The sequence below is a fragment of the Priestia abyssalis genome, from assembly GCF_002019595.1.
In the GTDB taxonomy this organism is placed as follows: domain Bacteria; phylum Bacillota; class Bacilli; order Bacillales; family Bacillaceae_H; genus Bacillus_BA; species Bacillus_BA abyssalis.
The window spans coordinates 4,311,759-4,337,576 of the sequence record NZ_KV917369.1 but is presented as its reverse complement, the minus strand read 5'-3'; the positions used below and the strand labels follow the sequence as shown (position 1 = coordinate 4,337,576).

General features: G+C 40.7%; 28 protein-coding genes. All 28 read left to right on the top strand.

The genetic code is table 11. The annotated features are described in order from the left end of the window. The first annotated feature begins 11 nt into the window (after positions 1 to 11). The 28 genes from ftsY (at position 12) to fliF (ending at position 25,809) form a co-directional block, all read left to right on the top strand. Positions 12 to 1,010, top strand: coding sequence for a signal recognition particle-docking protein FtsY (ftsY, locus tag BK575_RS20660; RefSeq protein WP_078413340.1), 999 nt, complete (start codon positions 12 to 14; stop codon positions 1,008 to 1,010). A gap of 238 nt (positions 1,011 to 1,248) precedes the next feature. Beyond that, positions 1,249 to 1,581, top strand: coding sequence for a putative DNA-binding protein (locus BK575_RS20655; RefSeq protein WP_078413338.1), 333 nt, complete (start codon positions 1,249 to 1,251; stop codon positions 1,579 to 1,581). Positions 1,582 to 1,593: 12 nt separating this feature from the next. Further along, on the top strand, positions 1,594 to 2,937 hold the full coding sequence (ffh, locus tag BK575_RS20650) for a signal recognition particle protein (protein ID WP_078413336.1): 1,344 nt from the start codon (positions 1,594 to 1,596) through the stop codon (positions 2,935 to 2,937). 149 nt (positions 2,938 to 3,086) lie between these two features. Next, positions 3,087 to 3,359: a 30S ribosomal protein S16 gene (gene rpsP / locus BK575_RS20645; RefSeq protein ID WP_078413334.1), complete on the top strand. Its 273-nt coding sequence runs from the start codon at positions 3,087 to 3,089 to the stop codon at positions 3,357 to 3,359. 10 nt (positions 3,360 to 3,369) lie between these two features. Continuing rightward, the gene (locus tag BK575_RS20640; protein ID WP_078413332.1) at positions 3,370 to 3,600 is read left to right on the top strand and encodes a KH domain-containing protein; all 231 of its coding nucleotides are present in this window, start codon (positions 3,370 to 3,372) and stop codon (positions 3,598 to 3,600) included. Positions 3,601 to 3,709: 109 nt separating this feature from the next. Further along, positions 3,710 to 4,096 carry a YlqD family protein gene (locus BK575_RS20635; protein WP_078414898.1) on the top strand — a complete coding sequence of 129 codons (387 nt, stop codon included), beginning with the start codon at positions 3,710 to 3,712 and terminating at the stop codon, positions 4,094 to 4,096. Between the two features lie 13 nt (positions 4,097 to 4,109). Further along, positions 4,110 to 4,628, top strand: coding sequence for a ribosome maturation factor RimM (gene rimM / locus BK575_RS20630; protein WP_078413330.1), 519 nt, complete (start codon positions 4,110 to 4,112; stop codon positions 4,626 to 4,628). Further along, entirely contained in the window at positions 4,628 to 5,362 is a 735-nt protein-coding gene (trmD, locus tag BK575_RS20625) for a tRNA (guanosine(37)-N1)-methyltransferase TrmD (RefSeq protein WP_078413328.1), read from the top strand. Before rimM ends, trmD begins: the two co-directional genes overlap by 1 nt. Before the next feature lie 328 nt (positions 5,363 to 5,690). Beyond that, a complete protein-coding gene (rplS, locus tag BK575_RS20620) occupies positions 5,691 to 6,038 on the top strand; it encodes a 50S ribosomal protein L19 (protein ID WP_028394577.1) in 348 nt (115 codons plus the stop codon). A gap of 122 nt (positions 6,039 to 6,160) precedes the next feature. Continuing rightward, on the top strand, positions 6,161 to 6,715 hold the full coding sequence (gene lepB, locus BK575_RS20615) for a signal peptidase I (RefSeq protein ID WP_078413326.1): 555 nt from the start codon (positions 6,161 to 6,163) through the stop codon (positions 6,713 to 6,715). Positions 6,716 to 6,980: 265 nt separating this feature from the next. Next, entirely contained in the window at positions 6,981 to 7,859 is an 879-nt protein-coding gene (ylqF, locus tag BK575_RS20610) for a ribosome biogenesis GTPase YlqF (protein WP_078413314.1), read from the top strand. Positions 7,860 to 8,056: 197 nt separating this feature from the next. Beyond that, the gene (locus BK575_RS20605) at positions 8,057 to 8,824 is read left to right on the top strand and encodes a ribonuclease HII (protein WP_078413312.1); all 768 of its coding nucleotides are present in this window, start codon (positions 8,057 to 8,059) and stop codon (positions 8,822 to 8,824) included. Between the two features lie 24 nt (positions 8,825 to 8,848). Then, the gene (locus tag BK575_RS20600; protein ID WP_078413310.1) at positions 8,849 to 10,222 is read left to right on the top strand and encodes a hypothetical protein; all 1,374 of its coding nucleotides are present in this window, start codon (positions 8,849 to 8,851) and stop codon (positions 10,220 to 10,222) included. Beyond that, complete coding sequence (locus BK575_RS20595; protein WP_078413308.1) at positions 10,219 to 10,527, top strand: EscU/YscU/HrcU family type III secretion system export apparatus switch protein; 309 nt, start codon at positions 10,219 to 10,221, stop codon at positions 10,525 to 10,527. The genes BK575_RS20600 and BK575_RS20595 overlap by 4 nt, the downstream gene beginning before the upstream one ends. Position 10,528: 1 nt before the next feature. After that, positions 10,529 to 11,263, top strand: a complete 735-nt coding sequence (locus BK575_RS20590) for a DUF554 domain-containing protein (protein ID WP_078413306.1) — start codon at positions 10,529 to 10,531, stop codon at positions 11,261 to 11,263. Between the two features lie 212 nt (positions 11,264 to 11,475). Beyond that, the gene (gene sucC / locus BK575_RS20585; protein WP_078413304.1) at positions 11,476 to 12,636 is read left to right on the top strand and encodes an ADP-forming succinate--CoA ligase subunit beta; all 1,161 of its coding nucleotides are present in this window, start codon (positions 11,476 to 11,478) and stop codon (positions 12,634 to 12,636) included. Positions 12,637 to 12,655: 19 nt separating this feature from the next. After that, on the top strand, positions 12,656 to 13,558 hold the full coding sequence (gene sucD, locus BK575_RS20580) for a succinate--CoA ligase subunit alpha (RefSeq protein ID WP_078413302.1): 903 nt from the start codon (positions 12,656 to 12,658) through the stop codon (positions 13,556 to 13,558). Between the two features lie 166 nt (positions 13,559 to 13,724). Beyond that, positions 13,725 to 14,624, top strand: a complete 900-nt coding sequence (gene dprA / locus BK575_RS20575; protein WP_078413300.1) for a DNA-processing protein DprA — start codon at positions 13,725 to 13,727, stop codon at positions 14,622 to 14,624. A gap of 289 nt (positions 14,625 to 14,913) precedes the next feature. Further along, on the top strand, positions 14,914 to 16,989 hold the full coding sequence (gene topA / locus BK575_RS20570) for a type I DNA topoisomerase (RefSeq protein ID WP_078413298.1): 2,076 nt from the start codon (positions 14,914 to 14,916) through the stop codon (positions 16,987 to 16,989). Positions 16,990 to 17,209: 220 nt separating this feature from the next. Next, a complete protein-coding gene (gene trmFO / locus BK575_RS20565; RefSeq protein ID WP_078413296.1) occupies positions 17,210 to 18,514 on the top strand; it encodes an FADH(2)-oxidizing methylenetetrahydrofolate--tRNA-(uracil(54)-C(5))-methyltransferase TrmFO in 1,305 nt (434 codons plus the stop codon). A 65-nt stretch (positions 18,515 to 18,579) separates the two neighbouring features. Continuing rightward, on the top strand, positions 18,580 to 19,488 hold the full coding sequence (gene xerC, locus BK575_RS20560; RefSeq protein WP_078414897.1) for a tyrosine recombinase XerC: 909 nt from the start codon (positions 18,580 to 18,582) through the stop codon (positions 19,486 to 19,488). Between the two features lie 17 nt (positions 19,489 to 19,505). Next, a complete protein-coding gene (gene hslV, locus BK575_RS20555) occupies positions 19,506 to 20,048 on the top strand; it encodes an ATP-dependent protease subunit HslV (protein WP_028394564.1) in 543 nt (180 codons plus the stop codon). Between the two features lie 16 nt (positions 20,049 to 20,064). After that, the gene (gene hslU / locus BK575_RS20550) at positions 20,065 to 21,465 is read left to right on the top strand and encodes an HslU--HslV peptidase ATPase subunit (protein ID WP_078413294.1); all 1,401 of its coding nucleotides are present in this window, start codon (positions 20,065 to 20,067) and stop codon (positions 21,463 to 21,465) included. 140 nt (positions 21,466 to 21,605) lie between these two features. Further along, the gene (gene codY / locus BK575_RS20545; protein WP_078413292.1) at positions 21,606 to 22,385 is read left to right on the top strand and encodes a GTP-sensing pleiotropic transcriptional regulator CodY; all 780 of its coding nucleotides are present in this window, start codon (positions 21,606 to 21,608) and stop codon (positions 22,383 to 22,385) included. 588 nt (positions 22,386 to 22,973) lie between these two features. Then, the gene (gene flgB / locus BK575_RS20540) at positions 22,974 to 23,366 is read left to right on the top strand and encodes a flagellar basal body rod protein FlgB (protein WP_078413290.1); all 393 of its coding nucleotides are present in this window, start codon (positions 22,974 to 22,976) and stop codon (positions 23,364 to 23,366) included. A 2-nt stretch (positions 23,367 to 23,368) separates the two neighbouring features. Further along, the gene (flgC, locus tag BK575_RS20535) at positions 23,369 to 23,821 is read left to right on the top strand and encodes a flagellar basal body rod protein FlgC (RefSeq protein WP_078413288.1); all 453 of its coding nucleotides are present in this window, start codon (positions 23,369 to 23,371) and stop codon (positions 23,819 to 23,821) included. A 12-nt stretch (positions 23,822 to 23,833) separates the two neighbouring features. Beyond that, positions 23,834 to 24,139: a flagellar hook-basal body complex protein FliE gene (fliE, locus tag BK575_RS20530; protein WP_078413286.1), complete on the top strand. Its 306-nt coding sequence runs from the start codon at positions 23,834 to 23,836 to the stop codon at positions 24,137 to 24,139. A 77-nt stretch (positions 24,140 to 24,216) separates the two neighbouring features. Next, the gene (gene fliF / locus BK575_RS20525) at positions 24,217 to 25,809 is read left to right on the top strand and encodes a flagellar basal-body MS-ring/collar protein FliF (RefSeq protein WP_078413284.1); all 1,593 of its coding nucleotides are present in this window, start codon (positions 24,217 to 24,219) and stop codon (positions 25,807 to 25,809) included. Positions 25,810 to 25,818 lie beyond the last annotated feature (9 nt).

Below are 25,818 nucleotides of genomic sequence, written 5' to 3'. Positions count from 1 at the left end.
GGATGAATCATATGAGTTTTTTTAAGCGTTTAAAAGAGAAATTGACACAACAGACAGATTCTGTCACGGAAAAATTTAAAACTGGTCTAGAAAAAACAAGAAACTCGTTTACGGAAAAGGTAAATGATTTAGTAGCCCGTTACCGTAAAGTAGATGAAGAGTTTTTTGAGGAACTGGAAGAAATTCTGATCGGTGCCGACGTAGGTGTCTCAACAGTGATGGAGCTGATTGATGAGCTGAAAATGGAAGTGAAGCGCCGCAATATTCAAGATACGAAAGATGTACAGGTGGTCATTTCTGAGAAACTTGTTGAGCTTTATGAAGCAGGTGAAGAGGGTTTGTCTGAACTGAATATGCAGCAAGATGCATTGACGGTCATTTTATTCGTCGGCGTGAACGGAGTCGGAAAAACAACGACAATCGGCAAGCTTGCCCACAAATTCAAGCAAGAAGGCAAATCCGTTTTAATGGCAGCAGGTGATACATTTCGTGCAGGAGCTATCGAGCAGCTTGAAGTGTGGGGAGAACGGGTTGGAGTTGATGTGGTAAAGCAGTCTGCGGGTTCAGACCCAGCTGCGGTCATGTATGATGCAATCCAAGCAGCGAAGGCCCGTAAAGTGGATATTCTTCTTTGTGATACTGCAGGACGTCTTCAAAATAAAGTGAATTTAATGAAAGAGCTGGAAAAAGTAAAGCGTGTCATTGAACGTGAAGTCCCAGGTGCTCCTCATGAAGTGCTCCTTGTACTTGATGCGACCACTGGCCAAAATGCGATGAGCCAGGCAAAGACATTTTCTGAAGCGACAAATGTATCTGGAATCGTACTAACTAAATTGGACGGTACGGCAAAAGGAGGAATTGTCCTTGCTATTCGCAACGAGCTTCGCCTGCCTGTTAAATTTGTAGGTCTTGGAGAAAAAATGGATGATCTCCAACAATTCGATTCAGAGCAATACGTATACGGGTTATTTGCCAATATGGTAGACGAAGAGGACGTGAAAGAAGTATAGAGGAAACTTATTACATCAGCCGGGGGCCTTCATCCCTCACTGATGGTTAGTTAGGCCCGCACAATGCGGGATAAAGCGAACCTCAAACGGCAAGAAACCAAATGGATATATTTAACAGGTTATGAAGAGAGAGAAGTCTTCCTTCATAACCTGTTAAGAAAAAAACTTGACAAGATAAAAGGAAATAGGTAGACTAGTTACATGTAAAGGTAATTCACTTAACAAGGGGGATGGAAACATGCTTGAGAAAACGACGAGAATGAACTATCTGTATGATTTTTATCAATCGTTGTTAACACCGAAGCAGTCCAGCTATATGTCTCTTTATTATTTAGATGACTATTCTCTTGGTGAAATTGCCGAAGAATATGATGTGAGTCGTCAAGCTGTATATGACAACATCAAACGAACTGAGCAAATGCTTGAGCAATATGAGGAGAAACTGCTGTTATTTCAAAAGTTCGAGGCGCGTCAACGCATTTTGAAGCAGTTAAAGGAAATCTCTCAGGCAGATAAATGTAAAGACGATCAAGTGCTTTCCCTCATTGATTCGCTTGAGAAATTAGAGTAGGGGGCGGCATGAATGGCATTTGAAGGATTAGCCGACCGATTGCAAAGTACGATTCAAAAGTTACGAGGAAAAGGCGCAGTAACGGAAACAGACGTAAAAGAAATGATGCGTGAAGTTCGCCTTGCTTTATTGGAAGCGGATGTTAACTTCAAAGTTGTCAAAGACTTTGTCAAACGTGTCAGTGAGCGTGCTGTTGGGCAGGAAGTATTAAAAAGCTTGACGCCGGCTCAGCAAGTCGTAAAAGTAGTGCAAGAAGAGCTAACGGCACTCATGGGCGGAGAGCAAAGTAAAATTGCTGCTGCTACAAGACCGCCGACTGTTATTATGATGGTTGGTTTACAAGGTGCCGGCAAAACGACAACGACTGGGAAACTCGCGAATCTTTTGCGTAAAAAATATAACCGTAACCCTTTGCTTGTTGCAGCTGACATTTATCGTCCTGCTGCGATTAAGCAACTAGAAACATTAGGGAAACAGCTCAATATGTCTGTGTTTTCCTTGGGCGATCAAGTAAGTCCGGTAGAGATTGCCAAACAAGCTATTGTCCATGCAAAAGAACAGCATCATGATTATGTATTGATTGATACCGCTGGTCGTTTGCATGTTGATGAAAATTTAATGGAGGAGTTGCAGCAAATTAAAGAGCTGACAAACCCACATGAAATTTTCTTAGTCGTGGATGCCATGACCGGACAAGATGCTGTCAATGTAGCTGAAAGTTTTAATGATCAGCTTGGCTTAACAGGCGTTGTCCTGACGAAACTTGACGGAGATACCCGTGGGGGAGCAGCTTTATCGATTCGTTCTGTAACAAACACGCCAATCAAATTTGTAGGTCTTGGTGAAAAATTGGATGCATTAGAGCCATTTCATCCGGAACGTATGGCGTCCCGCATTTTAGGAATGGGCGACGTGCTGACTTTAATTGAAAAGGCACAGGCGTCGGTTGATGAAGAAAAGGCGAAAGAGCTTGAACAAAAGCTTCGAACACTTTCGTTTACGTTTGATGACTTTTTAGAACAATTATCACAGGTTCGAAGTATGGGGCCTCTTGATGAATTGCTTGGTATGTTGCCTGGAGCGAATAAAATCAAGGGACTTAAAAATCTTCAGGTAGATGAGAAACAAATCAACCACGTGGAGGCGATTATTCGCTCCATGACAAAAGAAGAGAAGTTGAATCCTGACATCATCAATGGCAGTCGGAAGAAACGGATTGCAAAAGGAAGCGGGAGACCTGTTCAAGAAGTCAACCGTCTATTGAAGCAGTTTGAAGACATGAAAAAGATGATGAAACAAATGACGAATATGACAAAAGGCAAGAAGAAAGGGTTTAAGTTTCCCTTCATGTCTTAATGTTCGCCTGTTATTTTGATTTTTAGAAACAGTTAATGGAAATTTATCCATTTAAAAAATAAACTGTTAAGAAAAAAACCTTTACAACTAATCAAGGTTTTTGCTATCATATTATCTTGTGTGAAATATATTCGGAGGTGCTTTTTAAAATGGCAGTAAAAATTCGCTTAAAACGTATGGGAGCTAAAAAATCTCCTTTCTATCGTATCGTAGTTGCTGATTCTCGTTCTCCACGTGATGGACGTTTCATCGAAACAGTTGGTACTTACAATCCTGTAGCTCAACCAGCTGAAGTGAAAATCGACGAAGAGTTAGCTCTTAAATGGTTACAAAATGGTGCAAAACCATCTGATACAGTTCGTAACCTTTTCTCTAAAAACGGCATCATGGAAAAATTCCATAACGCTAAATTAGGCAAGTAATCATACTCGGATGAAATCATTAATTGAGACGATTGCAAAGGCCCTCGTTGATTATCCTGATCATGTTCACGTCAGTGAAACAGTGGAAGAGCATAAAGTGACATATGTCCTAACCGTTCATCCCGATGATATGGGAAAAATGATTGGCAAACAAGGTCGCGTTGCAACTGCCATTCGAACGGTTGTCAACTCAGCAGCCTCTCAACATGATAAAAGAGTATACGTCAAAATTGGCGATTGAAAAAGGGAGAGGGAAACCTCCCCTTTTTTTATTATCACAAATTCATTGGACCACATATTGGCATTTTGAAATTTTCTCCACTATACTTGAAGTTATGGGGGGAGAAAAGATGAGATTGCTTCAGAAGGTTATTGTTAAACAAATATTGACGAAAAAAAGCAAGGAAGATCTATATCTTCGTTTTCAACAACAAAAAGAACAGCTGCAAAAAGAAATTGAACAATTGCGGTTTCAAATGAAGAAGATAGAGAAAAATAAAAAATGGTCTTCCTCTTTGCTGGAAGGGCGTTTTGAAAAAGAGCAGGAGAGCCGGCTTGAGAAAATTCGGATTTTAGATTTTCAAATAGATCAATTGGAGATGCTTCCTGTTGGCAGTGAGTTAATGGAAAGAGAAATGGAAGGCGTCGTGGAAGTGACCGTAGGAGACCGCTGGGAAGATGTCAGCCAAACGAAAACCATTCTTATAAAGGATGGAATCATTGTGAATATTCGTTAGAGGTGGATTATAGATGGAAAAATGGTTTAATGTAGGCAAAATCGTCAACACACACGGTGTGCGGGGGGAAGTTCGCGTTATTTCCAAAACCGACTTCGCTGATGAACGCTATATACCAGGAAATAAACTATACATATTCAAAGAACGAGATACGGAGCCTTTGGAGGTTACTGTAGCAAGCCATAGACAGCATAAATCATTCGACTTGTTAACGTTTGAGGGTTATCACAATATCAATGAGGTGGAGCAGTTCAAGGATAGCCTCATAAAAATTCCTGAGAGTCAGTTGGAGGAACTGGAAGAAGGGGAGTTTTACTATCATGAAATTATCGGCTGTTCTGTTGTCACTGAAGAAGGAGAAGCGGTGGGTAAAATCAAAGAGATTTTGTCACCTGGCGCCAACGATGTATGGGTTATCCAGCGAAAGAACGGAAAGGACTTGCTTATCCCATATATCGAACAAGTGGTAAAGGAAATCGATATAGAAAACAAACAAGTGAAAATCCATGTAATGGAAGGGTTATTGGACTGATGAAAATTGATGTACTATCTTTATTTCCTTCAATGTTTGCAGGGGTATTGGGAGAGTCCATTTTAAAAAAAGCGCAAGAAAAGGCGGCGGTGGAATTTAATGTCGTCAATTTCCGTGATTATGCAGATAATAAGCACAAGACAGTCGATGATTATCCTTATGGCGGTGGAGCCGGGATGGTCTTAAAACCGCAGCCCATTTTTGATGCAGTTGCTGATTTAAAAAAGAGCTCTAATGAAGCGAGAGTCATTTTACTTTGTCCTCAAGGAGAGCGATATACGCAGAAGAAAGCGGAAGAGTTGGCAGGAGAAGAACATCTTATTTTTATTTGCGGCCATTACGAAGGATACGACGAACGAATTCGCGAGCATGTAGTAACAGATGAGATATCAATCGGAGATTTCGTATTGACCGGAGGCGAGCTTGGAGCGATGGTCGTGATTGACAGTGTGGTCCGTCTGCTTCCAGATGTGTTGGGCAACAAATCTTCAGCTCTTCATGATTCCCACAGCACAGGCCTGCTCGAGCATCCTCAATACACAAGGCCGGCCGACTTTCGGGGAATGAAGGTGCCGGATATTTTGCTCTCAGGCGATCATAAAAAAGTGGACGAATGGCGAGAGCGGGAATCCTTGAAGCGCACGTTTACACGCCGTCCCGATATGTTGGAGTTGCTAGAACTGAACGATAAACAGCGCAAATGGCTTAAAGAATTCCAAAAAGAGGATGAGTAAAAAAGGTGGTTTTCCACCTTTTTTACTCATCCTCCCGAAAGAACTCGTCATGAAAATTCAATAAAGCCAAAGGATTTCTTTCGGTAAAGCGGGTTTTATTATCTGCTTTATACCAACAAGTAAACTCTATAAAGAGCCAACTCATATAGCGGCATACATAGAAAGAAACTATTAAAAATTTTATTCAGAAATATTGCATCCTGCTTTCGGTTATGATAAGATATTCCTTGTGACTCGGGCAAGATTTCTTCCTGATGTCGGTAAAACGATGTTCCGCTGTAATGACAAAGGTCTACATGAGCATCTGTGGGAGGAGTTGAATTAAACGATGCAACAATTAATTGCAGAAATCACAAAAGAACAATTAAGAACAGACCTTCCTGAGTTCCGTCCTGGTGACACTGTACGTGTACACGTAAAGGTTGTCGAGGGTACTCGCGAACGTATTCAGATCTTTGAAGGTGTTGTGATTAAGCGTCGTGGTGGTGGAATCAGCGAAACATTCACAGTTCGTAAGATTTCTTACGGTGTAGGTGTTGAGCGTACATTCCCAGTTCATACGCCAAAAATTGCGAAGTTAGAAGTAATTCGTCACGGTAAAGTACGTCGTGCGAAACTTTACTACTTACGTGAACTTCGTGGTAAAGCGGCACGTATTAAAGAGATTCGTCGATAATGATAAAAAAGGAGCTTGTTTAACACAAGCTCCTTTTTTCAAATTATAATGAATATAAGTTTAAAAAGTAATTTTCGTTGGTTACAATATAGCTAGACTTCACAATGGTTGGGGGATTAAGAATGGCCCGAGGAAAAAGCGAATTTTTTGAGTGGATTAAAGCAATAGTCATTGCCGTGTTATTGGCGACAGTTATTCGGTATTTTTTATTTGCGCCGATTGTGGTGGATGGCCTGTCGATGATGCCGACATTGCATGATCAAAACCGGATGATTGTAAACAAATTTTCTTATAAAATTGGCGGACCGGAACGCTTTGATATTGTAGTGTTCCATGCCGAGGTAGATAAAGATTACATAAAGCGAGTCATCGGACTCCCTGGCGACCATATTGAGTATAAAAATGATGTGTTGTATATTAACGGAAAAGCGTATGATGAGCCTTATTTAGATGAGTATAAACAACAAGTGATTGATGGGCCGCTTACGGAAGACTTTAAATTAGAGGATATTTCTGGGGGACAAACAACGGTTCCGGAAGGACATCTATTTGTAATGGGGGATAATCGCCGTTATAGTAAAGACAGCCGTCAAATTGGCTTTGTAAATATGCAGGAGGTATTAGGCGAGACTAGCCTTGTATACTGGCCAATTTCAGAAGCGCGTCTTGCGGAATGATGTGGGCTTGGCGACCTTAGTCGGCCTTCTTTGATCGAGGCGCTTGCGCTTTTCTTATTGTCTAGCTCCAGCGCCTAGCTCGCTGTGAAAAAGATGATTGCCCTCGTAAGGCAAAAAGCGCCTTACGGGTCAATCCCTATTTTCTTGGGCCCACAGGATGTGGGTCATGCCGACGTTGCCACAGGACGTGGCGTCTTTAGTCGGCCTTCCTTTTGATCAAGGCGCTTGCGCTTTTCTTGTGTAAAATTAAAGTAGGTGATGTGAAATGACGATCCAATGGTTTCCGGGACATATGGCCAAAGCAAGAAGGCAGGTAACGGAAAAACTTAAATTAATTGATATTGTATATGAACTAGTGGATGCAAGAATCCCGCAATCATCAAGAAACCCAATGATTGACGAGATTATCGCAAACAAACCGAGACTTGTTTTGTTGAACAAAGCGGACAAGGCAGATAAAGAGGCAACGGATAAATGGCTTCAATACTTTAAGTCAAAAGGCATCCCTGCACTGGCTATCAATTCCCAAGAAGGGCAGGGAATGAAAGAAATTGTATCCTCCTCTAAAATCATTTTAAAAGAGAAATTTGAACGCATGCAGGCGAAAGGTATTAAAAATCCTCGTGCGATCCGAGCCATGATTGTAGGGATTCCAAATGCGGGGAAATCAACTTTAATAAATCGATTAGCAAACAAAAACATTGCGAAAACAGGTGATCGCCCAGGGGTTACTCAAGCACAGCAATGGATTAAAGTAGGAAAAGAATTAGAGTTGCTCGATACCCCTGGTATCTTATGGCCGAAGTTTGAGGATGAGCTGGTCGGACTGAAGCTTGCAACGACGGGTGCAATTAAAGATACGATTTTAAATTTGCAAGATGTAGCGGTCTATGCCTTACGCTTTTTGACTGCCCATTACCCGGAAAATTTAAAAAATCGGTATGGTTTAACGGAAATTCCAGATGATATTGTAGAGCTTTTTGATGCAATCGGTTCAAAAAGGGGCTGTATCATGTCAGGAGGCATGATTGATTATGATAAGACGGCTGAGCTCGTATTAAGGGAAATTCGTTCAGAAAAGCTTGGGCGCCTATCATTTGAACATCCGGAAGATTATACAAAAGAAGAGGAGCCAGACGCCTGACGGGCTGAAGGTTTATCTTCACAAAAAGGACCTTTTACGTTAACTTGTTATTAGGACAAGGTGTTAACGGGAGGTCTTTTTTAAGTTGCGTTGAATCTGTCATGCCTTTCTTTTTTGTTTTCTAGTAAGGGCAAAAAAAAAACTCTTCAGGCTTTGCCAGAACAGACCGATATTGATCATAGGAAAGAGTGAAAAAGATGAAAAAATCGATTCAAGAAATTAAGCAGCAATTATTATATGTTGAAACACCGGAAGATCCATTTTTTAAAGAATGTGAACAAGATGAACGGAAGGGTGTACAGAAGCTTATAACCCAAAAGCTTAAATTTTTTGCAGAACAAGATAAATTAAAGCAACAGTTTTATGATATGCAAAAATATGAAGAAGCGCTTTACAATCAAGGCATTGAATATGTGGCCGGAGTGGATGAGGTAGGCAGAGGCCCTTTGGCGGGACCTGTTGTCGCTGCAGCTGTCATTTTACCGAAAGGCTTCTATTTGCCGGGTGTAACAGACTCAAAAAAACTAAGCGAATCAAAACGGGAACAATTTTATGAAATCATTCAGAATGAAGCCGTTTCTGTCGGCATTGGGATTGTGGAAGCAGCAATCATCGATGACATCAACATATATGAGGCGACGAAAAAAGCGATGATGACAGCCCTTACGAACCTTACGATCACTCCTGAACATGTGTTGATTGATGCCATGACACTTCCTATTGCCATTCCTCAACAATCCATCATTAAAGGAGATGCAAAGAGCATTTCTATTGCGGCAAGCTCCATCATTGCCAAAGTCACTCGTGATCGAATGATGAAAGAATTAGCAGAAAAGCATCCGGCATACGGTTTTGAAAAACACATGGGATATGGAACAAAGGTACATTTAGAAGCCATTGAAAAGCTTGGCGTATTGGCGGAACATCGAAAAACGTTCGCGCCAATTAAAAATATGATTCGTTGATTGCATAGCAGGGGGGAGATAGGCGTGAATATGGTAGTTTCTTCGATAGAAAAATTGTTTCATCATACGAACGTCCATCAAGGTAAAATATTAGAGTTTAATCCTGGAGATGTGATTAAGGGAAAAGTGATGAAGCTTTTCCCCCATCAAACAGCTCTTGTTCAATTTAATGGAGTGCCTTTAGTCGCACAGCTCCAAGCGTCTCTTACAGCGAATACAGCCTATTGGTTCGAAGTTCAAACAAAAGTGAACGGAAAATTACAATTAAAAGTTATGACAGGGCTGCAAGGAATGACGGAGCGTGGAGAAATGATGAATTCCCTTTTAAAAGAGCTGCATTTACCTCCTACGAAAATGAATGAAAAGCTCATTGCGTCTTTAATCGAAAAAAATCTTCCTCTGCCAAAAAATCATTTATCTTCCATCTCCAGTTGGTTGTCTTCTGGTACAGATATTGATATAGACATGCAGACGGTGGAGCAAATGATCAAATTAAACCTTCCTTTTACGCAGGAAACGTTTTTGTCGGCCCGGTCGCTGTATGATAGTTCTTCTTTTACAAAGCAGCTACAAATGCTTTTGTCCGTTTTGAAGGAGAACGGGACATTAACGACAGAAGGGGCACAGTTGAAAGAGGTAATTAGCGGCATATTACATCCGGTGCAGGATGAGAAAGGAACATCTGATGAAAAGGCTGCCATAGAACAGCGTGCTCTTTTAAAGGAGGATTCGTCCTTATTGCTAGAGAATCAGGTTAGACAATTGGCCAAGGGGCTTAAATTCATATTCCAGTCTCTTGGCTTGGAGTACGAACGGATGGTAAGTGAGTATTTCAAAAACGATGCCACCGCTTTATCAAAGGGGGATTTTCATACGCTTAAAGCCCTGCTGCTGCAATTTCACCAGCAAAGTTTAGGACAAGAACGAGACCTTGCCGGTCAGCTTATTCACAAAATTACCGGTTATCAATTGTTGGCACGTGAGGATGAACCTGTTACCAGTTTATATATGCAGCTGCCAATAGTATTAGGGAATGAGCCGCGCGATGTTATAATTCAATGGGAAGGGCGTCAAAAAAACACTGGTGGCATTGATCCAAACTATTGCCGTATTCTGTTTTGCTTACAATTGGAATACCTCAATGAGACGATAGTCGATGTCACTGTTCAAAACAGGGTTGTTAATATTGGAATCATCAATGATTTTCCGCAATTACAGATGTTGACGAAAAAGATGGGATCAAAGCTAAAAGAAAATTTGGCCGCCTTGAATTATCATTTATCCGATATAAAAGTAATCGCTTCAGTTCCCAATCAACAAGAACGGCCTTTTCTTTTGAAACGGGCAGCCGTTTATCTCCAGAGCGGCCCGTATGAAGGAGTGGACTTGAAAATATGAACACTAAACAAGAAAGAAAGCAGGCTGTCGCTTTATCTTATGAGTCGTCGACGGACGACGCCCCAAAGGTGCTGGCGAAAGGAAAAGGGTTTGTAGCTGATCAGATTATTGAAAAAGCTCGGGATCATCAAATTCCGATCCAAGAAGATGCGTCACTTGTTGAATTACTAGGGCAGCTGGCAATCAATGAGAAAATACCAGAGGAATTATATCAGGCGGTTGCCGAAATTTTTGCCTTCGTTTACAGGCTAGATCAACAGACAAAACAAAATAAAGTCAATCCAATAGAGAAAGAAGAGATATAGTGTGGTGTTGTTAGGAGCTTTTGTGAATGCTGCGTGCATTATTGGGGGAACGCTTTTAGGAAAATTGTTCAGCCGCATTCCCGAAAAAATGAAAGCGACCGTTATGCATGGTATCGGGCTTGCCGTCACGGTGCTGGGTATACAAATGGGGCTGAAAGCCAATCAGTTTTTAATTGTCATTTTCAGTCTGGTGTTTGGGGCGGTACTCGGTGAATTATGGAAAGTCGAAGATAAGCTGAATCAAGCAGGGGATTGGCTCGAAAGGAAAGTAGGTGCTTCTGAAGAAGGAGGAGTAGCCAAGGGGTTTGTCACGGGAACTTTGATTTTCGTCATTGGGGCCATGGCCATTATCGGTGCATTGGACAGCGGATTGCGCGGTGACCATAAGGTGCTTTATACAAAGTCCATTATTGATGGTTTTACCAGCTTAATATTAACGACAACGCTGGGCATCGGCGTTCTTTTTTCTGCTGTGCCAGTGTTTCTTTATGAAGGGATAATTGCCTTATTTGCAACTCAAATTAACCAATGGATCCCTGAGGCCTTAATAGATGCTTTTATTACAGAGATGACGGCAACAGGAGGGATTATGATTATTTCTATTGGCCTTAATTTACTCGGTATTACAGCTATTCGAGTCGCTAACCTTCTTCCGGGAATTTTGGTTACGGCTTTAATCGTCCCGCTCTTTTATTATTGGAATAGCATCATTCAATTTATTTCAATTTTTTCTTAAAGGAGAGACGGCTTTGATTGTACTGTTTATATCACACGTCACTTCCATTATTTAAATATTATTGGAGACTTTAACAGAATTCTGACTTCAAACGACATTTTTTTTGTTAAATTTCATAATTTTTTGTAGAATGGTAGACAATTAGCTAAGGATTCTTATACAATGAAAACGCAATATATAATTGTGGTTACATATGGTCAGGAGGATGGGAAATGAATATCCATGAGTATCAAGGGAAAGAACTCCTTAGAAAATATGGGGTAGCAGTTCCAAACGGTCGAGTGGCTTTTACAGTAGAAGAAGCAGTAGAAGCGGCAAAGGAACTAGGTTCTGAGGTATGCGTTGTCAAAGCGCAAATTCATGCAGGGGGCCGCGGTAAAGCCGGCGGTGTAAAAGTCGCAAAGAACTTAGAAGAAGTTCAGACATATGCTAACGAAATCTTAGGGAAGACGCTTGTGACTCACCAAACGGGTCCAGAAGGAAAAGAAGTTAAGCGTTTACTTATTGAAGAAGGCTGCGATATTCAAAAAGAATATTACATTGGTTTAGTATTGGATCGTGCCACGTCACGTGTTGTTATGATGGGATCAGAAGAAGGCGGTACAGAGATTGAAGAGGTAGCAGAAAAAACGCCTGAAAAAATCTTCAAAGAAGTCATCGATCCAGTTGTCGGATTACAAGGCTTCCAGGCTCGCAGACTGGCTTTCAATATTAACATTCCAAAAGAATTAGTGGGACAAGCCGTGAAATTCATGATGGGCTTATACCAAGCGTTTGTTGAAAAAGACTGCTCCATTGCAGAAATTAATCCGCTCGTGACAACGGGAGACGGAAAAGTCATGGCGCTTGACGCAAAATTAAACTTTGATTCCAATGCGTTATATCGTCAAAAAGATGTATTGGAATATCGCGATTTAGAAGAAGAAGATCCAAAAGAAATCGAAGCATCCAAATACGATTTAAGCTATATTTCATTAGATGGAAACATCGGTTGTATGGTCAATGGTGCCGGGCTTGCGATGTCTACCATGGACATTATTAAGCATTACGGCGGAGATCCTGCTAACTTCCTTGATGTAGGCGGCGGCGCGACAGCGGAAAAAGTAACAGAAGCGTTTAAAATCATTCTTTCAGACGAAAATGTAAAAGGGATGTTCGTCAACATCTTCGGTGGGATCATGAAGTGTGAGGTGATTGCTCAAGGTGTCGTAGAAGCAACGAAGCAAGTAGGCTTAAACCTACCTTTAGTCGTACGTTTAGAAGGTACGAATGTTGATTTAGGTAAGAAGATTCTAGAAGAGTCTGGCTTAAATATTACAGCAGCAACCTCTATGGCAGACGGTGCTGAAAAAATCGTTTCACTCGTAGGATAAGAAGGGCAGGGGACTATTGATGAGCGTTTTTATTAATAAAGATACGAAAGTTATTGTTCAAGGGATCACTGGTTCAACTGCTTTGTTCCATACAAAGCAAATGCTAGAATACGGTACGAAAATTGTCGGCGGTACTTCACCAGGAAAAGGCGGTACTGAAGTAGAAGGAGTGCCGGTTTTCAATACGGTTGCTGAGGCCGTTGAAAAAACGGGTGCAACGGCTTCTGTTATCTATGTTCCGGCTCCATTTGCCGCAGATGCGATTTTAGAAGCGGTAGACGCGGAGTTGGATTTAGCCATTTGTATTACAGAACATATCCCGGTGTTGGATATGGTAAAAGTGAAACGTTATATGGAAGGGAAAAAGACTCGCCTTGTAGGCCCTAACTGCCCGGGTGTGATTACACCGGAAGAATGTAAAATCGGCATCATGCCAGGTTACATTCATAAGAAAGGCCATGTAGGGGTTGTCTCACGCTCTGGTACGTTAACATATGAAGCCGTTCATCAATTATCAGAAGCGGGCGTTGGTCAATCAACAGCGGTTGGGATCGGGGGAGACCCTGTCAACGGCACCAACTTCATCGATGTATTAAAAGCATTTAACGAAGATGACGAAACCTATGCGGTCATCATGATTGGTGAAATCGGCGGAACAGCCGAAGAAGAAGCGGCTGAATGGGTGAAAGCGAACATGACGAAGCCGGTTGTCGGCTTTATCGGCGGCCAAACAGCCCCTCCAGGAAAACGGATGGGCCATGCGGGCGCGATCATCTCAGGCGGTAAAGGGACAGCTGCTGAAAAAATCAAAACGATGAACGAGTGCGGCATTAAAGTGGCTGAAACACCTTCAGTCATGGGTGAAACATTAATTTCCGTTTTAAAAGAGCAAGGTCTTTACGAAAAATGTAAAACTCATTAATTATAAGATAGGGACATGCCAATCATCTTAAATAGGTGATTGGCATGTCTCTATGCAATAAATCCTTCTTATTTCAATTAGTATCATAGTCCTGATGTTATGATAAGCTTCTATTCAACGTATTCTCTAAGGAAAGTTCTTATCTAAATGAGGAGGTATTCGTTCTATGAATGATGAATTTAAAGCAAAACTGATTCATTTGACGCATTGCAGGGGAGTCGGGTGGAAATCGATTCTGAGACTTCTGCAATCAGATCCTCTTTTACAACACCTCTATTCTTTATCCTCAGACCAACTTCAGCATATTCTCCAACTTCCCACTTATCATTTGAATGAATTCAAAAAGGATTTGCAAACGATTCCCATTCAAGATATCCTAAATAAATATAAAAGAGAACATGTTCATTGTATTTCTTATTTTGACGATGAGTATCCTCCTCTACTAAAAACCATTTATGATCCGCCATGGGTGCTTTATGCGAAAGGAAAAGTAGGTCTGTTAACATATGGAAAGAAAATCAGCGTAGTGGGAACAAGAGATCCGTCCCGATACGGATACAAGTCCTTAGAAAAGGTGCTACAGCCGCTTCTTTCTGAAAGATGGGTAGTCGTAAGCGGTTTAGCTCTTGGAATCGATACAGCCGCCCATAAACTGGCTTTGGAGTCACAGACGAAGACCATTGCGGTATTAGGGAGCGGATTTTATCATATTTATCCGAAGCAAAACGAAGCGCTGGCTGCAGAAATTGGCAATCATCATTTATTAATTTCTGAATATCCTCCTCCCCAAAGGCCAAACCGTTGGGCTTTTCCGATGAGGAACCGTATTATAAGCGGCTTGACGCGCGGTACGATCATTGTACAGGCAAAAGAACGAAGTGGTTCTCTTATCACTGCTGAACAGGCTCTTCAGCAAGGGAGAGAGGTATTCGCCATCCCTGGGCCAGTTTTGGATGAGCGTTCGACCGGTACCAATCGCTTAATCCAACAAGGTGCTAAGCTCGTCTTGACGGCAGAAGACATTTTATCCGAACTTTACGTGCACATGGAGCATGACTGTAACTAAATGGGTTGCCTAATGATTTCATTTAATGATAAGGTAATATACAAATCTACGTAGTAAAACAAAGTGTATAGAAAAAGGATTTTAACTTTATAATGAAGAAAAGATGAAATAAATGGATAATTACTGTATAAGGGGCTTAAAAATCCACCCTAGCAGCGAAACCGTTTTTTGGTAAAAAACCCCCTTTTGGAGGCTTTTTACCAAAAAATATTAATTGTTGTTTGACAAATTGTAGAGGAATATTTAATAATAATGAAGATTTTATTTTACCTCTTGAGGAGGAGCATTGATGTCTGACTACCTAGTAATAGTAGAGTCGCCAGCAAAGGCCAAAACGATTGAGCGATATTTAGGAAAAAAATATAAAGTTAAAGCCTCCATGGGACATGTTCGCGATTTGCCGAAAAGTCAAACGGGGATTGATGTTGAACATGACTACGAACCAAAATATATTACCATTCGGGGAAAAGGTCCTGTTTTAAAGGAATTAAAATCGGCTGCGAAAAAAGCAAAGAAAATTTATCTCGCAGCCGACCCGGATCGTGAAGGGGAAGCCATTGCCTGGCATCTTGCCCATGTATTGGATATTGATATTACATCTGATTGCCGTGTGGTTTTTAACGAAATTACGAAAGATGCCATTAAAGAGTCGTTTAAACATCCACGTGCTATTAACATGGATTTGGTGGATGCTCAGCAAGCCCGCCGCATTTTAGACCGCCTTGTAGGATACAACATTAGCCCGCTTCTGTGGAAAAAGGTTAAAAAAGGTTTGAGTGCAGGGCGCGTTCAATCTGTCGCGGTTCGTATGATCATTGAACGTGAAAACGAAATCAACTCATTTGAACCTGAAGAGTATTGGACAGTGAACGCGACGTTCCAAAAAGACAAGGAGCAGTTTGAAGCTAGTCTGATAGAGTACAATGGTCAAAAAGTAGAGCTTTCCAAAGAAGAAGATGTGAATGCTGTTTTAGCGAACTTGGCTGGCAATGAATTTGAAATTAAGGCAGTAAGCAAAAAGGAACGAAAACGAAATCCGGCCTTGCCGTTTACAACCTCTTCTTTACAGCAGGAAGCGGCAAGAAAGTTAAATTTCCGTGCAAAAAAGACCATGATGATTGCCCAGCAGCTATATGAGGGAATTGACCTTGGCAAAGAAGGAACCGTTGGTTTAATTACATACATGAGAACAGATTCAACACGTATTTCTGAAACAGCGCAAGCCGAAGCTCGCGACTATGTCCTCCAATCGTTTGGTGAGGAATATGCAAATCAGGAAAAGCGGAAAGAAAAGAAAAACGCGAAAGCTCAAGATGCCCATGAAGCAATTCGACCAACGTCTACACAGCGTAAACCGACTGAAATCAAAGAGTTTTTATCTCGAGATCAATATCGCTTGTATAAATTGATTTGGGAGCGCTTTTTAGCAAGTCAAATGGCTCCGGCCATCATGGATACAATGGCTGTTGATTTGGAGAATTCAGGTGTGGTATTCCGTGCTAATGGATCGAAGATAAAATTTCCGGGTTTTATGAAGGTGTACGTAGAGGGAAGCGATGACCAAGTAGAAGAAAAGGAAAATATGCTTCCAGAGATGCAAAAGGGAGAAACCGCTTACTCCAAGGATGTAGAACCAAAACAGCATTTTACACAGCCTCCGCCAAGATATACGGAAGCAAGATTAGTAAAAACGCTTGAGGAATTGGGCATAGGTCGGCCTTCTACATATGCACCTACTTTGGATACGATCCAAAAACGAGGGTATGTGGCATTGGAAAACAAGCGCTTTATTCCGACAGAACTGGGGGAAATTGTACTGGAGCTCATTTTAGAGTTTTTCCCTGAAATCATTGATGTAGAATTCACTGCGAAAATGGAAACAAGTCTTGATAATGTTGAAGATGGTGCAGTACAATGGGTGAAGGTTATCGATGAATTCTATAAAGGGTTCGAAGTAAACCTTAAAAAAGCGGAAGCTGAAATGAAAGAAGTTGAAATCAAAGATGAACCTGCCGGAGAAGACTGCGAAATTTGCGGATCGGAAATGGTTTATAAAATGGGGCGATACGGAAAATTCATGGCGTGTTCAAATTTCCCGGAATGCCGAAATACAAAACCGATTGTCAAGCAAATTGGCGTAGATTGTCCAAAGTGTAACGAAGGAAACATCGTAGAGCGTAAATCGAAAAAGAAACGCACGTTTTACGGCTGTGACCGTTTTCCTGAATGTGATTTCGTTTCTTGGGATAAACCGATTGCGAGAAAGTGTCCGAAATGTGAGCAGTTACTTGTCGAGAAAAAGCAGAAGAATGGGATGCAAGTTGTTTGTACAAACTGTGATTATAAAGAAGAAACTCAAGGTTAGGATACGCGGTGAGCACATATTTGCTCACCTCTTTATATGCCATTATATATAAGCGATCAGAAAGCTCCCTTGCGGGTTCTTCCCGATCGCTTATGAAAAAAACTTTGTGAGCTATTCAAGATGTAAGAACAAAAAATCATGAACAGTATAAAAAGTGATGATGGTAAGAAATTAACATGGATTCATATATACAAAGAGATAAAAAGTTGGAGGATTTTAAATGAGTGAACAAGTAGTCAATGTCATTGGAGCAGGTCTTGCAGGAAGTGAAGCGGCTTGGCAAATCGCGAAGCGCGGTATTAAGGTGCATTTATATGAAATGAGACCTGTTAAGCAAACACCTGCGCATCATACAGACAAATTCGCCGAACTTGTATGCAGTAACTCGCTGCGTGCGAATACATTAACAAATGCGGTAGGCGTGTTGAAAGAAGAGATGCGCCAACTGGATTCCGTCATCATTCGTTCGGCTGACGAGTGTGCGGTTCCGGCCGGAGGAGCTCTTGCGGTTGACCGTCATGAATTTGCAGCTCGAGTGACGGAATCGGTTAAAAATCATCCAAATGTAACGGTTTTTAATGAAGAAATAACGGAAATTCCAGAAGGGCCAACTGTTATTGCAACAGGTCCATTGACTTCAAAAGCGTTGTCAGAGCAGTTGAGAGGCTTAACCGGAGAAGACTATTTATATTTTTACGATGCAGCAGCGCCTATTCTTGAAAAAGAAAGCATTGATATGGATAAGGTATATTTAAAGTCCCGCTATGATAAAGGGGAAGCAGCCTACTTGAATTGCCCGATGACAGAAGAGGAATTTGATCGCTTCTATGAAGCCCTCATCGCAGCGGAAACCGTTCCTTTAAAAGAATTTGAAAAGGAAATCTATTTCGAAGGATGTATGCCGATTGAAGTAATGGCGAGTCGAGGGAAGAAGACCATGTTATTTGGACCGATGAAACCAGTCGGATTAGAGGATCCAAAAACAGGAAAACGTCCTTTTGCGGTTGTGCAGCTTCGCCAAGATGATGCAGCAGGCACTCTTTATAATATCGTTGGTTTTCAAACTCACTTGAAGTGGGGACCACAAAAAGAAGTCATCCGCTTAATACCGGGATTGGAGAATGCGGAAATTGTCCGCTATGGTGTGATGCACCGTAATACATTTATTAATTCGCCCCGTTTACTGAAGCCAACGTATCAGTACCGTGAACGCGACAATTTATTCTTTGCCGGACAAATGACAGGGGTGGAAGGATATGTAGAGTCGGCGGCCAGCGGATTAATGGCCGGAATGAATGCAGCTCGTCTTGTACGAGGAGAGGAATTAGTCGTTCTTCCGCAAGAAACGGCTATAGGAAGCATGGCTCACTATATTACGAACGCTAATCCGGATAATTTCCAGCCGATGAACGCAAATTTCGGGATTTTCAAAGAACTGGATGTTCGTATTAAAAACAAACAGGAACGTTATGCAAAGTATGCTGAACGGGCATTACAGACAATTCAGAATTTTATAAAAAAATAAGAGAAATCATTTGCATGGGCTACTGAATTGTGATAATATTTAGTAGCCTTTGTGAGGTGATGACAATTAAAAATGTTAAAACTTTTTTAAATTCCTTTCTAGAATATTTACAAATAGAAAAAAATTATTCAAAATATACAATTGTGTGTTATGAACAAGATATAAATCTGTTCGTAGAATTCTTAAAAGAAGAAAGCATTGAAGGCATACAAGATGTTACATACTCGGATGTTCGTCTCTTTTTAACGAAGCTTTATAGTATGAACTACTCGAAGCGATCGATTGCAAGAAAAATTTCTTCACTAAGGAGCTTTTACCGTTTTTTACTGCGTGAAAAGCTGGTGAAGGAAAATCCTTTCGCCCTGGTTTCTTCACCAAAAAAAGAACATAAGAACCCGAACTTTCTTTATAAGGAAGAGATGGAGAGACTATTTGAAGCGGCAGATTTATCCACATCGCTTGGACAGCGTGACCAAGCTATTTTAGAGTTATTATATGCAACAGGAATACGTGTCAGCGAATGTGCAAAGATTCACTTGCCAGATATTGACTTTTCTTTACAGGCCATACTTATTTATGGGAAAGGCAATAAACAACGCTATGTCCCATTCGGTACCTATGCCCAAAAAGCTCTCGAGACATATATAGAAGAAGGGCGTAAGGAATTGCTGCAAAAAGCATCTTCTGATTCAAGTACAAAAGCGCTCTTCCTCAATCATCGAGGAGGTCCTTTAACGACACGGGGAATTCGGCTTGTTATCGATCGTTTAGTCAAAAAAGCATCGGAGACAATTCAAATGAGCCCGCACACGTTAAGACATACATTTGCAACGCACTTGTTAAACGAGGGGGCTGATTTGAGAACGGTACAGGAGCTGCTGGGGCATGAGCATTTGTCTACCACTCAAATCTATACTCATGTTACAAAGGACCGATTGCGCACTATTTACATGAATCATCATCCACGTGCCTAAAGTGAAGGAGGAGTTTTATGTCAACTTTTCATGCGACAACGATATTTGCCATTCAGCATAATGGGAAGTGCGCTATGTCCGGGGATGGACAGGTAACGTTTGGAAACGCTGTAGTGATGAAACATACAGCGAAAAAAGTACGTCGTCTTTTTCAAGGAAAAGTGTTAGCGGGATTTGCAGGATCTGTAGCGGATGCCTTTACCTTATTTGAAATGTTTGAAGGTAAACTCGAAGAATATAATGGGAATTTGCAACGTGCTGCTGTAGAGTTAGCTAAAGAATGGCGGAGTGACAAAGTCCTTCGAAAACTGGAAGCGATGCTTATCGTGATGAATGAAGAGCATTTATTGCTCGTATCAGGAACAGGAGAAGTAATCGAACCGGATGACGGTATTTTAGCAATCGGATCGGGAGGCCACTATGCTTTGTCCGCAGGGCGGGCTTTAAAGCAATATGCGGCTGACCATTTATCAGCGAAAGATATCGCAAAGGCGGCATTGGAAATTGCAAGCCAAATTTGTGTGTACACAAACGAACACATTATTGTAGAGGAATTGTAAGGGGGGAGGATTTGCTGTGAAAACGAACTTGACTCCACGACAAATTGTTGAAAAGTTAGATCAGTACATTGTTGGCCAAACAAAAGCGAAAAAAGCGGTTGCGGTTGCGCTTCGTAATCGTTATCGCCGAAGCTTGCTTGCTGAGAACTTAAGAGATGAGGTCGTTCCGAAAAATATCTTGATGATTGGTCCTACAGGGGTAGGAAAAACGGAAATTGCCCGCCGCCTTGCTAAACTAGTCGGCGCTCCTTTCATTAAAGTAGAAGCGACGAAGTTTACGGAAGTCGGATACGTAGGAAGAGATGTTGAATCAATGATTCGGGATTTAGTTGAAACATCAGTCCGCCTCGTAAAAGAAGAGAGGATGCATTCTGTGCGAGACAAGGCGGAAGACAATGCAAATAAGCGTATTGTTGAACTGCTTGTTCCATCTAGCCGAAAACAGCAAAATTTTAAAAATCCGTTTGAAATGTTATTTGGACAAAATCAAACGACCCAACAAACACAAGAATCTACAAGTGAAGAAGCCAATGTTGAAATGAAAAGGAGACAAATGGCTCATCAGCTGGCACTGGGAGAATTAGAAGATCATTACGTTACGATTGAAGTAGAGGAACAGCAGCCTTCTATGTTTGATATGCTGCAAGGTTCGGGTATGGAACAAATGGGCATGAACATTCAAGATGCTTTAGGCAGCTTCATGCCAAAGAAACAAAAAAAGAGAAAAGTGACTGTGAGAGAAGCGCGCAAAATTTTAACGAATGAAGAAGCTCAGAAGCTAATTGATATGGATGAAGTAACGCAAGAAGCAGTGTATCGAGCTGAGCAGTACGGTATGATCTTCATTGATGAAATCGACAAAATTGCACGAAAAAATACACAATCTTCGTCGGCAGATGTATCACGTGAAGGTGTGCAGCGTGATATTTTACCAATTGTAGAGGGATCTACCATTGTAACGAAATATGGCTCGGTAAAAACCGATCACGTGTTGTTTGTGGCAGCGGGAGCTTTCCATTTATCTAAGCCGTCCGATCTTATTCCTGAGTTGCAAGGTCGTTTCCCAATTCGGGTAGAATTAACGAAATTAACTGTAGAAGATTTTATTCGTATTTTAATTGAACCTGATAACGCTCTTCTTAAGCAATATCAGGCATTATTGGAAACAGAAGGTATACAAATTGAATTTTCTGACGATGCTATACGTAAGATTGCCGAAGTGGCTTATCAAGTGAACCAAGATACGGATAATATTGGTGCGCGACGTTTGCATACAATCATGGAGCGTCTGTTAGAAGATTTATCATTTGAAGCGCCTGAGGTCACATTGGAGAAAATCGTCATCACTCCGCAATATGTAGAAGAAAAGCTTGGAACAATAGTAAAAAATAAAGACTTGAGTCAATTTATTTTATAGCGTTCAACTTACATTCGTGATACATAGTTGAACTAATCAGGCTCTTTGAGGCAATTAATCTCTTTATAAAACAGGGAGGCTTTTATTGCCTGCTGGAGCGGGATACAATGAATAATGGAAGAATTTCAGGAGGAACAAAGATGGATTTATTATCTAAAACAAGAAAAATTAATGCGATGCTGCAAAGAGCTGCGGGAAAACCGGTAAACTTTAAAGAAATGGCTGAAACTTTACGTGAAGTCATTGAATCTAACGTATTTGTGGTAAGTCGTCGCGGAAAATTGTTAGGCGTTGCGATCAAACAGCAAATTGAAAATGAGCGTATGAAAAAAATGTTGGAAGATCGTCAATTCCCGGAAGAATATACACAAAACTTATTCAACATTAATGAAACGTCTTCCAACTTGAATGTGGAAAGTGAATATACGGCATTTCCTGTTGAGAATAAGGAGTTATTCCAGTCTGGATTAACGACAATCGTCCCAATTATCGGGGGCGGTGAACGTCTTGGTACATTAATCTTAGCTCGTCTTGACCAAACGTTTGAAGACGATGATTTAATTTTAGCGGAGTATGGCGCAACGGTTGTAGGTATGGAAATTTTGAGAGAAAAGGCTGAAGAAATTGAAGTAGAAGCACGCAGCAAAGCTGTTGTGCAAATGGCGATTAGCTCCCTTTCCTATAGTGAATTAGAAGCAATTGAACATATTTTTGAAGAGTTGAACGGCAATGAAGGATTGCTTGTAGCAAGTAAAATTGCTGATCGTGTGGGTATTACCCGTTCTGTTATCGTAAATGCTCTTCGTAAGCTTGAGAGTGCTGGTGTTATCGAATCGCGTTCTTTAGGAATGAAAGGTACGTATATTAAAGTATTAAATGATAAATTTTTGGTTGAGCTTGCCAAATTAAAATCTAATTAACTAATAGTAAAAAAGGTAATTCTCACAGCTTGAGCAGCTGATGAGAATTACCTTTTTTTTACTCATATTAGTTCAACGAGGCTGTTAATTTTCAGCGCTTTTTACTTGTTTTATACAAAATAGTAATTTTGTATAAATTTAGAGAAAGCTGAAAGAGAAGGAGAAAAAGTTCCTCCAAATGGTGCTTTTTCTTGACGGAAAGTATACAGCGATGTGCTTTTATGCTCTTTTTGAGGTGTCTAATGCCCAAGTGCCTTTCGACAATTTTCTTTAATCGTTTTAAAATAAAAAAAGTTTTATTTCTTGTCAAACAATGATAGACACTGTGCGATATATCACGGTCACCTTAAAAGAATTTGATTATAATGATGGGATTATAATAAAAAAAATGGGGATTTGTTCAATAAGGAAAAAGGACTATTCCTAAAAAAAGCTTGTAAAATTAGTCCTGTGATTTGTAATCATATTGTAAAAAAAGATGAAAACGCATGGACAATTCCATCTATTTTCTTTACAATATGAGGTAATGACAAAAAGTCGAAATTTGTCAAAAATATACCAAAAATGGATATTAATGGGGAGATTTAATTGAAGATTTTTTCCGATACATTCCACACATTGGAACAAGGATTAAACTATGCATCCTTAAAGCAAAAGGCTATTTCCCAAAATATTGCGAATGTTGATACACCAAACTATAAAGCCAAAGATGTATCGTTCAAAAATGTATTTCAGGAAGCTGTACAGCATACATTTGAAGCGAATCGAACGGATTTCAGGCATTACGAATTTAAGTCGTCATCTTCTTCTGGTTTGATTATCAATCAAAAAAAACAATCTTATCAGCATAATGGGAATAGTGTTGATATGGATAGGGAAATGTCCGAATTAGCTCAAAATCAAATTTACTATCAAGCATTGACAGAACGTTTAGGCGGTAAATTTAACTCATTAAAAACAGTCATCCAAGGAGGAAGATAAAGATGTCCATTTTTCATAGTATGAATATTACTTCCTCTGCTTTAACTGCACAGCGATTAAGAATGGATATTGTTTCTTCAAATATGGCCAATGTCGATACGACGAGAGGAAAGCTGGTAAACGGGCAATGGGAACCCTATCGCCGTAAAATGGTGGTGGCTCAGCCAAATGAATCGTTTTCGAGTTCTCTTAGCCATGCCTTAAGCAAGGATTCTCACGCCGTGGGGAATGGAGTAAAAGTCACAAAAGTCGTGGAGGACGAGACGCCATTTAAACTTGTATATAACCCGGAGCATCCAGATGCAGATGATCAAGGGTATGTAAAAATGCCCAATGTCGATCCTTTAAAGGAGATGGTCGATTTAATCAGCTCTACTCGTTCATACGAAGCGAATGTCACCGTACTGAACGCGACAAAGGGGATGCTTATGAAAGCATTGGAAATTGGCAAATAGGAGAGAAGATAGATGATTCAGTCAGTCATTAATAATAGTCAGGCAGCCTCCCTTTCATCATCGATTGTGAAACCGGCAGCTACGGTAAATGAAACAACTCAATCATTTAGTTCCTTTTTAAAACAATCTATCAATGAATTAAATGAATCACAAGCCGCTGCAGATACGGCTACAGAAAAATTGGTGAAAGGCGAGCCGATTGATTTACACCAAGTAATGATTGCATCACAGAAGGCAAGCATCATGCTTCAAACTGCCATCGAAGTTCGAAACAAAGCGGTAGAGGCTTATCAAGAAACGATGAGAATGCAAGTATAATGAATGTTTTTTGCTTTGTTTTACAAAATAGCCTGTGAGCGGTTATTAGATAGAGAAAGAATAACCGGGGGATTACGATGAACGAAAAATTATTAGCTTATAAAGAAAAGACAAAAGAATATTGGAGCAGCCGATCGAAGCGGCAAAAAGGATTGCTAATAGGTGGTCCACTTGCCGTCTTCTTTTTTGCTGCCATCATTACTTATATGCTGTCAAAAGATACGTTTGTTCCTCTTTATAGTAATCTATCACCACAAGAAACCGGCCAAATCAAAGCGGAGTTGGATGGGAGAGGGATAAAATCCCAGTTGTCAGATGATGGAAAGACCATTTCTGTTCCCGAAGAGGTAGTCGATACGCTAAAAGTCGAGCTTGCGGCTGAAGGTATTCCAAAAAGCGGGAGTATCGATTACTCTTTTTTTAGTCAAAATGCCGGATTTGGTATGACGGATAATGAATTCAATGTACTAAAGGTAGACGCCATGCAAACGGAAATTGCAAACCTAATGAAAAACATTGACGGTGTAAACGATGCGAGCGTCATGATTACACTCCCGGAGAAAAGCATTTGGGTAAATGATCAAACCGAAGAGGCATCCGCCTCCATTGTATTAAACACAAAACCGGGATATGAATTTGATGAACAGCAAGTAAAGTCCTTATACCATCTTGTTTCTAAAAGTGTTCCGAACCTGCCTACTGATAATATCGTCATCATGAACCAATACTTTGAGTATTTTGACCTAAAAAGTAAAGAAAATTTTTTCGAGGGTAGTTCTTTTGTCGTTCAACATGAAATGAAGAAAGAAATAGAACGTGACATTCAACGTCAAGTGCAACAAATGCTAGGCACAATGATGGGATATGACAAAGTTGTCGTCTCCGTAACCGCGGATGTTGATTTTACAAAAGAAAATCGGGAAGAAAATATAATAGAGCCTGTTGATAAGGAAAATATGGAAGGGATTGCGGTCAGCGTTGAACGTATTACAGAAACGTATACAGGAGACGGTGCTCAGGCAGCCGGCGGTATTGAGGGAACAGGTGAAAATGATATTTCTAGTTATCAAGAATCGAATGCCGCAGGTTCCGATGGAGATTACGAACGAGTGGAAGAACGTATCAACAATGATGTAAATCGTATTCGAAAAGAAATTGTCGAGAGCCCGTATAAAGTTCGTGACCTAGGTATCCAAGTGATGGTGGAACCGCCAAATCCCGAAAATCCCGATTCGTTATCACAAGAGCGGGTAGATGATATTACTCAAATACTTGGTACGATTGTACGAACGACGGTACAGCAGCCAGAAACAGAAGCACAACTGACAAATGAAGAGATCTCGGATCGTGTTGTGGTATCCGTTCAGCCATTTAACGGCAAACCGCAGACGGAAGAAACAGAAACATCGGAAATCCCGATATGGATGTATGCTATAGGAGCCGGCTTAGTTATCGTCATTCTTGTTTTGCTGTTCCTGTTATTTAGAAGAAAACGCAAGGAAGAGTCAATTGATGAGTACGAAGATACGTTTGTGCCGCTGAAAGACGCTGAGATAGAAGAATTACCTTTAACAGAATCACAGCAACGCCGTCAAAAACTGGAACAGCTGGCAAAAGATCAACCGGAAGAATTCGCCAAACTGTTGCGTACTTGGATTGCTGAGGAGTAAGAGGGGGAA